The sequence below is a fragment of the Streptomyces sp. NPDC041940 genome (assembly GCF_055589465.1).
This window is the reverse complement of record NZ_JBVJBP010000033.1, coordinates 1-12,085: the sequence shown is the minus strand read 5'-3', so window position 1 is coordinate 12,085 and position 12,085 is coordinate 1. Positions and strand designations below refer to the sequence as shown.

Annotated in this window: 11 protein-coding genes; 5 read left to right on the top strand and 6 right to left on the bottom strand. The window is 69.7% G+C overall.

Features of this window, described 5'->3' with window-relative positions; all coding sequences use genetic code 11:
• Positions 1-304: 304 nt before the first annotated feature.
• The gene (locus ACZ6I3_RS36935) at positions 305-958 is read right to left on the bottom strand and encodes a TetR/AcrR family transcriptional regulator (RefSeq protein WP_469420723.1); all 654 of its coding nucleotides are present in this window, start codon (positions 956-958) and stop codon (positions 305-307) included.
• Between the two features lie 88 nt (positions 959-1,046).
• Between ACZ6I3_RS36935 and ACZ6I3_RS36930 the strand changes: the two genes are divergently transcribed.
• Complete coding sequence (locus tag ACZ6I3_RS36930) at positions 1,047-1,799, top strand: SDR family oxidoreductase (RefSeq protein ID WP_469420722.1); 753 nt, start codon at positions 1,047-1,049, stop codon at positions 1,797-1,799.
• A gap of 72 nt (positions 1,800-1,871) precedes the next feature.
• Here the strand turns inward: ACZ6I3_RS36930 and ACZ6I3_RS36925 are convergent, their stop codons facing one another.
• Positions 1,872-2,945: an SIS domain-containing protein gene (locus ACZ6I3_RS36925; protein ID WP_469420721.1), complete on the bottom strand. Its 1,074-nt coding sequence runs from the start codon at positions 2,943-2,945 to the stop codon at positions 1,872-1,874.
• A gap of 246 nt (positions 2,946-3,191) precedes the next feature.
• Between ACZ6I3_RS36925 and nagB the strand changes: the two genes are divergently transcribed.
• Positions 3,192-3,977, top strand: coding sequence for a glucosamine-6-phosphate deaminase (nagB, locus tag ACZ6I3_RS36920; protein ID WP_469420720.1), 786 nt, complete (start codon positions 3,192-3,194; stop codon positions 3,975-3,977).
• A gap of 161 nt (positions 3,978-4,138) precedes the next feature.
• On the opposite strand, the gene ACZ6I3_RS36915 is transcribed toward nagB, so the two are convergent.
• From ACZ6I3_RS36915 to ACZ6I3_RS36900, 4 genes are all read right to left on the bottom strand, one after another.
• The gene (locus ACZ6I3_RS36915; protein WP_469420719.1) at positions 4,139-5,686 is read right to left on the bottom strand and encodes a glycoside hydrolase family 3 protein; all 1,548 of its coding nucleotides are present in this window, start codon (positions 5,684-5,686) and stop codon (positions 4,139-4,141) included.
• A 9-nt stretch (positions 5,687-5,695) separates the two neighbouring features.
• Positions 5,696-6,556 carry a carbohydrate ABC transporter permease gene (locus tag ACZ6I3_RS36910; protein ID WP_469420718.1) on the bottom strand — a complete coding sequence of 287 codons (861 nt, stop codon included), beginning with the start codon at positions 6,554-6,556 and terminating at the stop codon, positions 5,696-5,698.
• The gene (locus ACZ6I3_RS36905) at positions 6,553-7,539 is read right to left on the bottom strand and encodes a carbohydrate ABC transporter permease (protein WP_469420717.1); all 987 of its coding nucleotides are present in this window, start codon (positions 7,537-7,539) and stop codon (positions 6,553-6,555) included. Before ACZ6I3_RS36905 ends, ACZ6I3_RS36910 begins: the two co-directional genes overlap by 4 nt.
• Positions 7,540-7,612: 73 nt before the next feature.
• A complete protein-coding gene (locus ACZ6I3_RS36900; RefSeq protein ID WP_469420716.1) occupies positions 7,613-8,893 on the bottom strand; it encodes an extracellular solute-binding protein in 1,281 nt (426 codons plus the stop codon).
• Between the two features lie 267 nt (positions 8,894-9,160).
• Here ACZ6I3_RS36900 and ACZ6I3_RS36895 point away from each other — a divergent pair, with 267 nt between their 5' ends.
• The 3 genes from ACZ6I3_RS36895 to mctP all read left to right on the top strand — a co-directional run bounded on the left by ACZ6I3_RS36895 (position 9,161) and on the right by mctP (position 11,942).
• The gene (locus tag ACZ6I3_RS36895; protein WP_469420715.1) at positions 9,161-9,925 is read left to right on the top strand and encodes a GntR family transcriptional regulator; all 765 of its coding nucleotides are present in this window, start codon (positions 9,161-9,163) and stop codon (positions 9,923-9,925) included.
• Positions 9,926-10,062: 137 nt separating this feature from the next.
• Complete coding sequence (locus ACZ6I3_RS36890) at positions 10,063-10,317, top strand: DUF3311 domain-containing protein (RefSeq protein ID WP_382835897.1); 255 nt, start codon at positions 10,063-10,065, stop codon at positions 10,315-10,317.
• On the top strand, positions 10,314-11,942 hold the full coding sequence (gene mctP / locus ACZ6I3_RS36885; RefSeq protein ID WP_469420714.1) for a monocarboxylate uptake permease MctP: 1,629 nt from the start codon (positions 10,314-10,316) through the stop codon (positions 11,940-11,942). Before ACZ6I3_RS36890 ends, mctP begins: the two co-directional genes overlap by 4 nt.
• The last annotated feature ends 143 nt before the right edge of the window (positions 11,943-12,085 follow it).

Here is a 12,085-nt window from a genome sequence, read left to right as displayed (position 1 = left end):
CACCCGCGGGCCGCGGCGCCTGAGAGGGACCCTCAACCCTCCCGGCACCGCAGCCCGGAGCAGCATCGGCCGTGGGGTGTGCGGTCCCGGTCGGCCGAAGGATGAGGACCCGGGGCAGTCAGGGCAGAGAGCCTCGGTTCCTCGGTCCGTCCTCCTGTGCGGGGAAGACGGAGGCTTGTACGTGCTTCGCAAGCACCCTCGTACGCATTGTGGACTAGACCACTAAGGGGTGTCCATGCGTTGGAGGCTGTTCGTTGTTGTTCTGTCTCCCGCGAATCGGACGTACTGACGTCCACCACGCAGCCTAACCCGTGTGGGTTCCTGTGCGGGGCCAGATGGTCATGGCAATTTTCGCGACCGCCTCCAGTTCCTCCCGGCTCGCCCCGTCCCGCGCCTGTTGTGACATGCCCTGGATCAACACTCCGACGTGACGGGCCAGGGCGGCGGCGTCGATGTCCGGGGGCAGCACGCCGGCGGCGACATCGGCTTCGATGCGGCTCTCGAAGGCGGCGACGTTGGCGTTGCGGCGGTCCCGCAGCGACTGCTCGACCTCGGCGTCCGAGCAGTTCGTGGCGGCGTGGACGACGAGGCAGCCGTGCGGGTGGCCGGGTTCCGTGTACGCGGCGGCGGCCTCGCGCAGCGTGCGCTCGACGGCGGCCCGGGCGGTGGGCTCCTCGGCGAGGGCGCGGTCGGTGAACGAGCCGTGCCCCGTGCCGTATACGCGGACGACCTCCTCGAAGAGGGAGCGCTTGTCACCGAAGGCCGCGTAGAGGCTGGGGGCGCCGATGTCCATGACGCGGGTGAGATCGGAGACGGACGTGGCCTCGTAGCCGTGCTCCCAGAAGGCCAGGAGGGCCTTCTCCAGCACGGTCTCGCGATCGAAGGAGCGGGGGCGGCCGCGAGGCCTGCCCCTCTTCCCGGCCTTCGCGGACGCGTCGTCGTTCACCATGGGGTGCATTTTATAGCGGGCACTAGAGAAATGTCTGCGGGCTGCTGTACGGTCATTTCTGTAGCGACCACTAGGAAATTGCGAAGGGGGCGCGGCCATGGGCGTACTCACGGGCAGGACAGCACTCGTCACGGGGGCGGGCAGGGGCATCGGGCGTGGCATCGCCGAGCGGCTGGGGCGCGACGGCGCGCGGGTCGGGGTGCACTACGGCAGGAGCGAGTCGGCGGCAAAGGAGACGGCCGCGGCGATCGAGGCAGCGGGCGGCTCGGCGTTCACGGTGGGCGTGGAGCTCGGAGTGCCGGGCGACGCCGAAGCACTGTGGGAGGAGTTCGACCGGCACGCAGACGGGCTCGACATCCTGGTGAACAACGCCGGGATCGGTAGGACGCGACCGATCGGGGCACTGGACGAGCGGGAGTACGACCAGGTCTTCGCGGTCAATGTGAAGGCGCCGTTCTTCATCCTCAAGCACGGCATGACGCGACTGCGGGACGGCGGCCGGGTCGTCAATATCTCGTCGGGCCTGGCCCGGACGGCGGCGATGCCGGACAACGTGGCGTACGCGATGACGAAGGGCGCCCTGGACGTCCTCTCACGGGACCTGTCCAAGGTGCTGGGCCCTCGGGGCATCACGGTGAACTCGGTGGCGCCGGGGCTCATCGACACGGACAACACGGCCGAGCTGCTCCACGGAAGCGCCGACAGCTGGGCGAAGGCCGCGGCGATATCGGCCCTGGGCGGAGTGGGCGCGCCCGCCGAGGTCGCCGACGTGGTGGCGTTCCTGGTCTCGGAAGGGGGCCGGTGGGTGACGGGGAGCTGGGTGGATGTGACAGGAGGTTCGCTCACGTAGACGAGGCGCCGGCTCACGCGACGGTGATCAGGACCGAGGGCACTCCCCCGGCGCCCGTGAATCCCCCGTGGCTCAGTGCGTCTCCGTCACCTTCGCCAGGGCGCGAGGCGCGTCCGGGTCCTGGCCGCGGGCGATGGTGACCTCGTAGGCGAGGAGTTGGAGAGGGATGATCTCCAGGACGGGCTGGACCTCTTCGGCCACCCCGTCCGTCGGCAGGACGAAGCCGGCCGTCGCCTGCTCGACCTGGTGCCCGGGGCCGATGACGACCAGGTCGGCGCCGCGGCCGCGCAGCCGGTCGAGAACGGGCTGGAGCGCTTCGCCGCCCTTGCCGTCGGTGACCACGGCGATGACCGGGGAGACGTTGTCGACCATGGCGAGCGGTCCGTGCAGCAGATCGGCGCCGGAGTAGGAGAGGGCGGGGATGTAGCTGGTCTCCATCAGCTTGAGGGCGGCCTCTTTGGCCGTGGGGTAGCCGTAGCCGCGTGAGGTGATCACCATGCGCTCGGCGAAGCGGTAGCGGGCGGCGAGGGTGCGCACCTCGTCCTGCCGGGCGAGGAGTTGCTCGGCGAGGTCAGGCAAGACCTGCGCGGGCGCGCCGTCGCCGCCGCGCAGGCCCTCGACGAACAGGTAGAGCGCGAGGAGGGAGGCGGTGTAGGTCTTGGTCGCGGGGAGCGCCTGCTCCGGTCCGGCCATGATGTCGATGTGGTACTCGGAGACGTCGGCGAGCGGTGAGTCGGGGTTGTTGGTGACGGCCAGGGTGATCGCTCCGGCCTCGCGGGCGGCCCGGGTCGAGGCGACCAGGTCCGGGGAACCGCCGGACTGGCTGACGGTGACGACGAGGACGTCCGTGAGGTCGGGTCGGGCACCGTAGGCGGTGGTGGTGGACATCGAGGTGAGTCCGCAGGGCAGGCCGAGGCGGATCTCCAGAAGGTACTTGGCGTAGAGGGCGGCGTTGTCGGACGTGCCGCGGGCGGTCAGCAGGACGAAGCGGGGTGCGCGGGCGGCGATGCGCCGTGCCACGTCCCGGACGGCGGGGGCGCCGTCGGCCAGGATCCGGCGCAGGACGGCCGGCTGTTCCGTCATCTCCCGGGCCATGGTCCGGCCCGGGAGCTCGCTGAGGGGGTCCGGTGTGGCGGCGGCGGTCATGGCGGGGTCCTTCCGTGGCGCGGGCGGCTGCAGCTCCCATTCCACTCCCCCGGGCCGGAGAACGCCCCCGCGGGACCGGCACTGTTCACCCGGTGGAGGCCTGGTCGGCACAGTCGTGCCGCCCGTTCGGGAGCGAGGGCGTACACCCTGGGAGCGGCGGCCCCGCTCTGTTAGATTGGTCTAAACCACATGCCCCTCGGGGGTCCAGTCCCAGTCGAGCACTCCTCTCAGATCGGCAGGCCCAGCGTGGAAGTTGTCATCGTCCCGGACGCCAAGGCGGGCGGCGAGCTCATCGCCGAGGCCATGGCCCAGCTGCTCCGGCGCAAGCCCGAGGCGCTGCTCGGCGTGGCCACGGGCTCGACACCGCTGCCCGTGTACGAGGCGCTGGCGGCCAAGGCGCGCTCCGGTGCCGTGGACGTCACGGGGGCGCGGATCGCGCAGCTCGACGAGTACGTGGGACTGCCCGCCGACCATCCGGAGTCGTACCGCTCGGTGCTGCGGCGTGAGGTGCTGGAGCCGCTGGGGATCGGGATGGGCCAGTTCACGGGCCCGGACGGTGCGGCCGAGGACGTGCAGGGCGCGTGCGAGGCGTATGACAAGGCACTGTCGGACGCCGGGGGCGTGGACCTTCAGTTGCTCGGGATCGGGACCGACGGGCACATAGGGTTCAACGAGCCGTGCTCGTCTCTGGCGTCGCGGACCCGGATCAAGACGCTGACCGAGCAGACCCGGATCGACAACGCCCGGTTTTTCGACGGCGACATCGAGCAGGTGCCGCATCACGTGATCACGCAGGGCATCGGCACCATCCTGGAGGCCCGGCACCTGGTGCTGCTCGCCACCGGCGAGGGCAAGGCGGACGCGGTCGCGGCGACGGTGGAGGGGCCGGTCGCCGCGGTGTGCCCCGCGTCCGCGCTCCAGCTTCACCCGCACGCGACCGTCGTCGTCGACGAGGCCGCCGCGTCGAAGCTGAAGCTCGCGGACTACTTCCGGCACACGTACGTCAACAAGCCGGAGTGGCAAGGAATCTAGGGCCGGCCCTTCAGAGTCCCTGTCGCTGGAGTCCCTGTCACCAAAGACCCTGCCGATCGGATCACGCCGCAGACGCGGGGCCCCGGCCTCCAGTACGTCGTCCCCGGCCACGCTGGATGGAGCCGATGGTCTGGTAAGAGCTCCTACATCCGAATGCGGCCTTACAACCCCAGTATCCCGGTGAGCCCGGTGATCACCTCGGCTGCCGCCCGGCCGCAGACGCGGGCCGCGCCATGGGTGGCGATGTGCAGGGCGCCGCGCGGGGCGGCCTGAGGGACGCCCATCTCGACCACGACGGTGTCGGGCCGGGCCGCCAGCAGGGTGCTGAGGGCGGAGGCCATCCAAGGGTGGCGGTGTTCGTCGCGGACGACGGCGACGATGCGTCGTGCGCCGGCAGCCTGAAGGGCCGCCCGTCCTGCGCTCTCCCCGCCCTTGTCGGTCTTGCCGGGCTCGGCGGAGAAGCTGCCGGTCACGGTGCCCGGCAGGAGGTGGAGGAGTTCCGCGGCGACGCCCCAGGGGGTCTCGTCGCCGACCGCGATGTTGGCGACGGGGGTGAGGGCGGCGACGTAGGGCGGTTCGGTGAGGGGCTTGAAGCTCTCCGGGCGCTCCAGGCCCGGGGCGACGGTGACCGTGAGGGCGCGGCGGGCGGCCCGCAGGCCGACTTCGTCGGCGTGCGGGTCCTCGGGCGAGGAGGTTGCCGTGCCCGTCCAGCGGGCCAGGGCCCGTACCCGGTCGGCGGCGTCGGCGAGGCGTTCCTCCGGGAGTTCGCCCGCGTGTACCGCCGCGACCAGGGCGTCGCGCAGCCGCAGTACGGTCGCGTCGTCGGCCAGGCCGCCGCCCACGCAGATCGCGTCGGCGCCTGCGGCGACGGCGAGGACACTGCCGCGTTCGATGCCGTAGGTGCCGGCGATGGCCCGCATCTCCATGCCGTCGGTGACGATGAGGCCGTCGTAGCCGAGTTCGCCGCGCAGCAGGCCGGTCAGGATGCGCCGGGAGAGTGTGGCCGGGTGGTCGGGGTCCAGGGCCGGGACCAGGATGTGGGCGCTCATCACGGCCCGGGTGCCGGCGGCGATGGCCGCGCGGAAAGGGGACAGTTCGCGCTCGGCGAGCACGTCCGCGGCGACGTCGATGCGTGGGAGGGAGTGGTGGGAGTCGACGGCCGTGTCGCCGTGGCCGGGGAAGTGCTTGGTGCAGGCGGCGACTCCGGCGGACTGGAGGCCGTCGACGTAGGCAGCGGTGTGCCGGGCGGCCAGGGCCGTGTCGGCGCCGAAGGAGCGGACGCCGATGACCGGGTTGGACGGGTTGGAGTTCACATCGGCGGAGGGGGCCCAGTTGAGATTCACGCCGCAGGAGGCGAGGCGGCGGCCCAGTTCGTGGGCGACGGCTCGCGTCAGCTCGACGTCGTCGACCGCGCCGAGCGCGTGGTTGCCCGGGAAGGAGGAGCCGGACCGCACCTCCAGGCGGGTCACGTCACCGCCCTCCTCGTCGATCGCGACCAGGACGTCGTCGCGCTCGGCCCGCAGCTGCGCGGTGAGCGCGGCCAGTTGGCCGGGGGAGGCGATGTTGCGGCCGAACAGGCCGACGGAGGCGAGGCCCTCGCCGAGCCGGCGCAGCAGCCAGTCGGGGGCGGTGGTGCCGGTGAAGCCGGGCTGGAGAACCGTCAGGGCGTCACGCGTGAGCGTGTCGGCACCGCTGGCGAGTGTCGTCATCGGGTGGGGTCATCCCTTCACGGCGCCCGCGGTCAGGCCCGCGGCCATCTTGCGCTGGACGAGGAGGAAGAGGGCGACGATGGGCACGGCCATCATCGTGGCGCCGGCCATCATCGGGGCGTATTCGGTGCCGTGCTTGGTGGTGAAGTTGCCGAGCCAGACGGTCGCGGTCTGGTTCTTCTGGCTGAGCAGCATCAGGGCGTAGAGGTACTCGTTCCAGGCCTGGATGAAGCCGTAGACCGAGGTGGCGACCATGCCGGGGGCCAGGAGCGGGAAGACGACCCGGAGGAAGGCGCCGGTGCGGGAGCAGCCGTCGACCATGGCCGCTTCCTCCAGTTCCTTCGGGATGTTGACGATGAAGCCGCGCAGGGTCCACACCGTGAACGGGAGGACGAAGGTCAGGTACGTGATGATGAGGCCGGTCAGCCGGTCGTACTGGCCCAGGTCGTTGAGCAGCAGGAACACCGGGATGATCATGGCGACCAGCGGGACCATCTGGACCGCCAGGATGCCCACGATCACGATCTTCCGGCCGCGGAAGGCGAACCGGGAGATGGCGAGCGCGGCCAGCAGCCCGACGACCATGCCGATGACGACGACTGCCAGCGACACCACGAGGCTCCGGCCCACCGGGCCCCAGAAGTCGGCGATGTCCAGCGCCCGGCCGAAGTTGGCGAAGGTGAGGCCGGTGGGCAGCAGGCTCGGGTCGGGGTCGATGGCGTCCTTGGCGGGCTTGAACGCCGTGTTGAGCATCCAGTAGAGCGGGAAGCCGGCGACGAAGAAGACCAGGAGGCCGAGGAGGTTCCAGCCGAGCCGCGACTTGCGGCGACCGGCTCCGGCGGGCGCGCTGAGCGTGTTGAGTGTGCTCATTCGACCTCTCCGATCTTCAGCATCTGCCGCATGTAGACGGCGACCACGCCGAGCAGCAGCAGGACGGTGATCAGCGCGATGGCCGAGCCCTGCGCGTAGTCGTTGACCACGAACGCCCGGTCGTAGGAGTAGGTGTTGAGGACCTGGAACTCCGGCTCGGGGTGGCCGTTGCGCATGACGAACACCTGCGGGAAGACGCCCATGTCCCAGATGACCGACAGGGTCGTGAGCATCACGATGATCGGCTTGAGGACGGGCAGGGTGACATAGCGGAAGACACCCCAGGAGCCGGCGCCGTCCAGGCGGGCGGCCTCCTCCAGTTCCTTCGGGACCTGGGTGAGACCGGCACTGAGCGTGATCACCACGAACGGCACGGCTCCCCAGATCACCAGCAGCATGATCACGGCCAGGCCCTCGGGGCCGCTCGCGAACCAGTTGTGGCCGATCATGTCGACGCCGGGAAGCTTGCTGAGCAGCGCGTTGAAGACGCCGTAGTCCGAGTCGAAGAGCCATTTGAAGACCGTGGTCGCCACGATCACCGGCATGCCCCAGCTCGCCACCAGCACGATGTTGATGAGGACCTTCAGCCAGCCGGAGACCCGCTGGAGCAGCAGGGCGAGCGCCATGCCGATCACCATCGTGAAGACGACGGCTCCGGCCGCGAAGACGACGGTGCGCAGGACGACGGCCCAGAACTCGCCGTCGCCCAGCACCTTGGCGAAGTTGTCGAACCCGACCGACTCGGCCGGCTGGAAGCCCCACAGCTGGGACTGCCCGAACTTCTGGAAGGACAGGGTGACAAGACGGGCCAGCGGATAGCCCATGACCAGGGCGAGGATCAGCAGGCAGGGCGCGAGCAGCAGCCAGGGGGCCGTGGCCCCGCCCGACGGCCGCTTCACCCGTGGCAGATCGTCGGCAGGGGGTGGTGGTGCCTGCCGCGGTGGCGGCACCTTGGCGGGGGTGGTGGTGTCTGCGGCACTCATCGCGTGCTCCTCGGCGCTCCCTCAGGTCTGGCGACGGCGGGGCTCCGCCCGGTGAGGGAGCCCCGCCCGTAGGTCACTTCGTGTTGATGACCTTGTCGATCGCGGCGTCCGCGTCCTTGGCGGCGGCCTCGACGGACTTCTTGCCGGTGCCGATGCTCTGCAGCATGGTCTGCAGGATCTGCGCCTTCTCGACCTGGCCCCAGCCGGGGGCCATCGGGACGAACCAGTTGGACTCGGCCGCGGTGGCGGGGACCGCCGTCGCCGGGTCGTTCTTCAGGGTCGCGAGGTCGGTCTTGTTGTTGGGCAGATTGCCCTTGGCCATCAGGCCCTTCTGCCCGGAGGAGCCGGTGTAGGCGTTGATCCACTCGGCGGCCAGGTCCTGCGCGTCGGACTTCACCGGCACGGCGAGGTCGGAGCCGCCCAGGAAGACGGGCATGTTCTTGCCGGACGGGCCGGGCATCACGAAGTTCTCGAGGTTGCCCTTGAGCTTGCCGGACTTGTCGTTCTTCGGGTCCTCGGCGGTCGCGCCCTCCCAGGCGGCGGCGAAGATCATGGCGGACTTGCCCTGGCCGTAGACGATGTAGCGGTCGGACTCGTCCTTGGTCTTGTCGCCGTGCATGTAGGAGTCGACGACGTTCTTGAACTCCGTCAGGCCCTTGAGGGACTCGGGCGAGGAGAGAGAGGCCTTCCACTGGCCGCCCGACTCGGTGGCGATGGCGCCGCCGGCGTCGTAGACGAAGGACATGGCCGCGTACCAGTCGCGGGTGGGCTGGTACCAGGCGTTGTACTTGCCGCCCTCCTTCTTCTGGATCTTGTCCAGGGCGGAGGTCAGTTCCTTGTAGGTCTTGGGGGGCGTCTTCACCCCGACCGAAGCCGCGATGTCCTTGCGCCAGTTGGCGACGCGGCCGCCGGCGTAGTACGGGACGCCGTAGGTCTTGTCCTCGTAGGTGACCGAGGACTTGAGGCCGTCCAGCCAGGCGTCGGAGTTGTCGAACTTCGCCGGGTCCAGGGGAGCGAAGGCGCCCTTGACCATGTAGCCGAGCATCTCGGTGTTGCCCATCTCGACCACGTCGGGGGCCTTGTCGGTGGCGAGGACGGCGTCGAGCTTGGCGTTCTTGTCGGGCCAGCCGTAGTACTCGTGGTTGATCTTGAGGCCGGGGTGCTTCTTCTTGACCGCGGCGTCGGCGGCCTTCACCAGCTGCGGCCAGTTGTTCTGGGCGTCGACGGTGAGCCAGACGGTCAGCTCCTTGGCGTCCGCGCCGCCCTTGTCCGAACCACCGCCCTCGCCCCCGCACGCCGCGATGGAGACCATCATGCCCGCGATACCGATCGCGGATATCAGCTTGCGCTTCACGCCACCCTCCTCAGCCTGGACCATTGGTGTAGACCAGTAGGGAGGAGCTTGGCCCGGACCAGGAGGCCTGTCAAGAGTCCCGATAAGGCTCTGACCAGCCGTTATGCGACCTACATATACAGGGTCCTTTAAGTAATAAGCCAGCGAAAAGCCGACTGCACACGCCATACTTCGGGTAGACCACTGGACGTGGTGGACTAGACCAAAAGCGGCGCCGACGGTATACAAGTGGGATCGTGTCGGCGGACCGAGCCGGGAAGGCGGAGCATGAGCACCGACGTCAGCAGTGCGGAGAACGAGAGCGGGGCGCCCGTCCGTACCGCACGCGTGCCCAAGTACTACCGCCTGAAGAAGCACCTGCTCGACATGACGGACACGCAGGCGCCCGGCACGCCGGTACCGCCCGAGCGCACGCTGGCCGCGGAGTTCGACACCTCACGCACGACGGTGCGCCAGGCGCTTCAGGAGCTGGTCGTCGAAGGGCGCCTGGAGCGCATCCAGGGCAAGGGCACGTTCGTCGCCAAGCCGAAGGTCTCCCAGGCGCTGCAACTGACCTCGTACACCGAGGACATGCGCGCCCAGGGCCTCGAACCCACCTCGCAGCTGCTGGACATCGGCTACATCACCGCCGACGACCGCCTCGCCGTCCTGCTCGACATCGCGCCCGGCGGACGCGTGCTGCGCATCGAGCGGCTGCGCATGGCCAACGGCGAGCCGATGGCCATCGAGACCACCCATCTCTCCGCCAAGCGCTTCCCGGCGCTGCGGCGGTCGCTGGTGAAGTACACGTCCCTGTACACCGCGCTCGCCGAGGTCTACGACGTCCATCTCGCGGAGGCCGAGGAGACCATCGAGACCTCGCTGGCCACCCCGCGCGAGGCCGGCCTGCTCGGCACGGACGTGGGCCTGCCGATGCTGATGCTGTCCCGGCACTCGCTGGACCGGGAGGGACAGCCGGTGGAGTGGGTGCGGTCGGTGTACCGGGGGGACCGGTACAAGTTCGTGGCACGGCTGAAGCGGCCCGTCGAGTAGGGCGCGCCGCGTACCGCTGGTGGGCCCGGGTTTCTATTGGGTACCGCATTGCGGACGAGGGGTTCCGTTCCCGCCGCACCCTGACCTAGATTGCCTGCGCATTACACAGGTGATCACTCAGGGGACGGAGCCGCTCGATGTCGCAAGCCCCAGAAGCCAGTAGAGGTCCGGTGGTGACGCCGATGCGGGTCGTCATCGCCCTCTGCCTCGTAGCGCCCTTCGTGGCCATGCTGTGGGTCGGCTCGTACGCCAAGACCGACCCGGCCTTCATCGGCATCCCGTTCTTCTACTGGTACCAGATGGCGTGGGTGCTCATCTCCACCGCGCTGACGATGACGGCGTACAAGCTGTGGCAGCGTGACCAGCGCGCCCGTAAGGAAGGTGCGCGGTGAAAGACGGCGTGAACGGCGTCGCGCTCGCCGTCTTCATCTTCTTCTTCCTGCTCGTCACGGTCATGGGCTTCCTGGCCTCACGGTGGCGTAAGGCCGAGAACGAGAACAGCCTCGACGAGTGGGGCCTGGGCGGCCGGTCGTTCGGCACCTGGGTCACCTGGTTCCTGCTCGGCGGCGACCTGTACACGGCGTACACCTTCGTGGCCGTACCGGCGGCGATCTACGCGGCGGGCGCGGCCGGCTTCTTCGCGGTGCCGTACACGATCCTGGTCTACCCGCTGATCTTCACCTTCCTCCCCCGCCTGTGGTCGGTCTCCCACAAGCACGGGTATGTGACGACGTCCGACTTCGTGCGCGGCCGCTTCGGCTCCAAGGGCCTGTCGCTCGCCGTGGCCGTCACCGGCATCCTCGCGACCATGCCGTACATCGCGCTCCAGCTCGTCGGCATCCAGGCCGTGCTGGACGTGATGGGCGTCGGCGGCGGCGAGGACACCAACTGGTTCATCAAGGACCTGCCGCTGCTGATCGCGTTCGGCGTGCTGGCGGCCTACACGTACTCCTCGGGCCTGCGTGCCCCCGCCCTGATCGCCTTCGTCAAGGACACCCTGATCTACATCGTCATCGCGGTGGCGATCATCTACATCCCGATCAAGCTGGGCGGCTTCGACGAGATCTTCGCCAGGGCGGGCGACGCGTACAGCCAGACCAACCCGGCGACGGGTGCGCCGCGCGGGGCCCTGGTCCCGGCCGAGGCGGGGCAGTGGACGTACGCCACGCTGGCGCTCGGCTCGGCGCTCGCGCTGTTCATGTACCCGCACTCGATCACGGCGACGCTGTCCTCGCGCAGCCGTGAGGTGATCCGCCGCAACACCACGATCCTGCCGCTGTACTCGCTGATGCTGGGTCTGCTCGCGCTGCTCGGCTTCATGGCGATCGCGGCCGGGATCAAGGTGCAGAACGGGCAGCTGGCGATCCCGCAGCTGTTCGAGACGATGTTCCCGGACTGGTTCGCCGGCGTGGCCTTCGCGGCGATCGGCATCGGAGCGCTCGTACCGGCGGCCATCATGTCCATCGCGGCCGCGAACCTCTTCACCCGCAACATCTACAAGGACTTCATCAAGCCGGACGCCACTCCGGCGCAGGAGACCAAGGTCTCCAAGCTGGTCTCCCTGCTGGTGAAGGTGGGCGCGCTGGCCTTCGTCCTCACCATGGACAAGACCGTCGCCATCAACTTCCAGCTGCTCGGCGGCATCTGGATCCTGCAGACCTTCCCGGCCCTGGTCGGCGGCCTGTTCACTCGCTGGTTCCACCGCTGGGCGCTGCTCGCGGGCTGGGCGGTCGGCATGATCTACGGCACGGCCGCCGCGTACGGGGTCGCCTCGCCGACCCAGAAGCACTTCGGCGGCTCCTCGAAGGAGATCCCCGGCATCGGTGAGATCGGCTACATCGGCCTCACGGCGTTCGTCCTGAACGTGGTGGTCACCGTGGTCCTCACCTTCGCCCTGAAGGCCCTCAAGGCCCCCGACGGCGTCGACGAGACCAAGCCGGAGGACTACACGGCCGACGCGGGCGACCCGGGGGTCCAGGTCGAACTCCCGCCCGCCACCGCGGGCTCCGCCCACTAGAACCGACTGGACTCGCACGCCCGCAGCGGGGGGGGGGGGGGGGGGGGGGAGGGGGGGAGGGGGGGGGGGGGGGGCGCGCCCCCCCCCCCCCCCCCCCTCCCCTTCCCCCCCCCCCCCCACCTCCCCCCCCCCCCCCCTCTCCC

Bases quoted from the DNA above. Each gene is read 5' to 3' on its own strand.
- ACZ6I3_RS36925 (WP_469420721.1), bottom strand. From the start codon at position 2,945: ATGACCGCCGCCGCCACACCGGACCCCCTCAGCGAGCTCCCGGGCCGG.
- ACZ6I3_RS36905 (WP_469420717.1), bottom strand. From the start codon at position 7,539: ATGAGTGCCGCAGACACCACCACCCCCGCCAAGGTGCCGCCACCGCGG.
- ACZ6I3_RS36915 (WP_469420719.1), bottom strand. From the start codon at position 5,686: ATGACGACACTCGCCAGCGGTGCCGACACGCTCACGCGTGACGCCCTG.
- ACZ6I3_RS36910 (WP_469420718.1), bottom strand. From the start codon at position 6,556: ATGAGCACACTCAACACGCTCAGCGCGCCCGCCGGAGCCGGTCGCCGC.
- ACZ6I3_RS36890 (WP_382835897.1), top strand. From the start codon at position 10,063: ATGTCGCAAGCCCCAGAAGCCAGTAGAGGTCCGGTGGTGACGCCGATG.
- ACZ6I3_RS36895 (WP_469420715.1), top strand. From the start codon at position 9,161: ATGAGCACCGACGTCAGCAGTGCGGAGAACGAGAGCGGGGCGCCCGTC.
- ACZ6I3_RS36935 (WP_469420723.1), bottom strand. From the start codon at position 958: ATGCACCCCATGGTGAACGACGACGCGTCCGCGAAGGCCGGGAAGAGG.
- ACZ6I3_RS36930 (WP_469420722.1), top strand. From the start codon at position 1,047: ATGGGCGTACTCACGGGCAGGACAGCACTCGTCACGGGGGCGGGCAGG.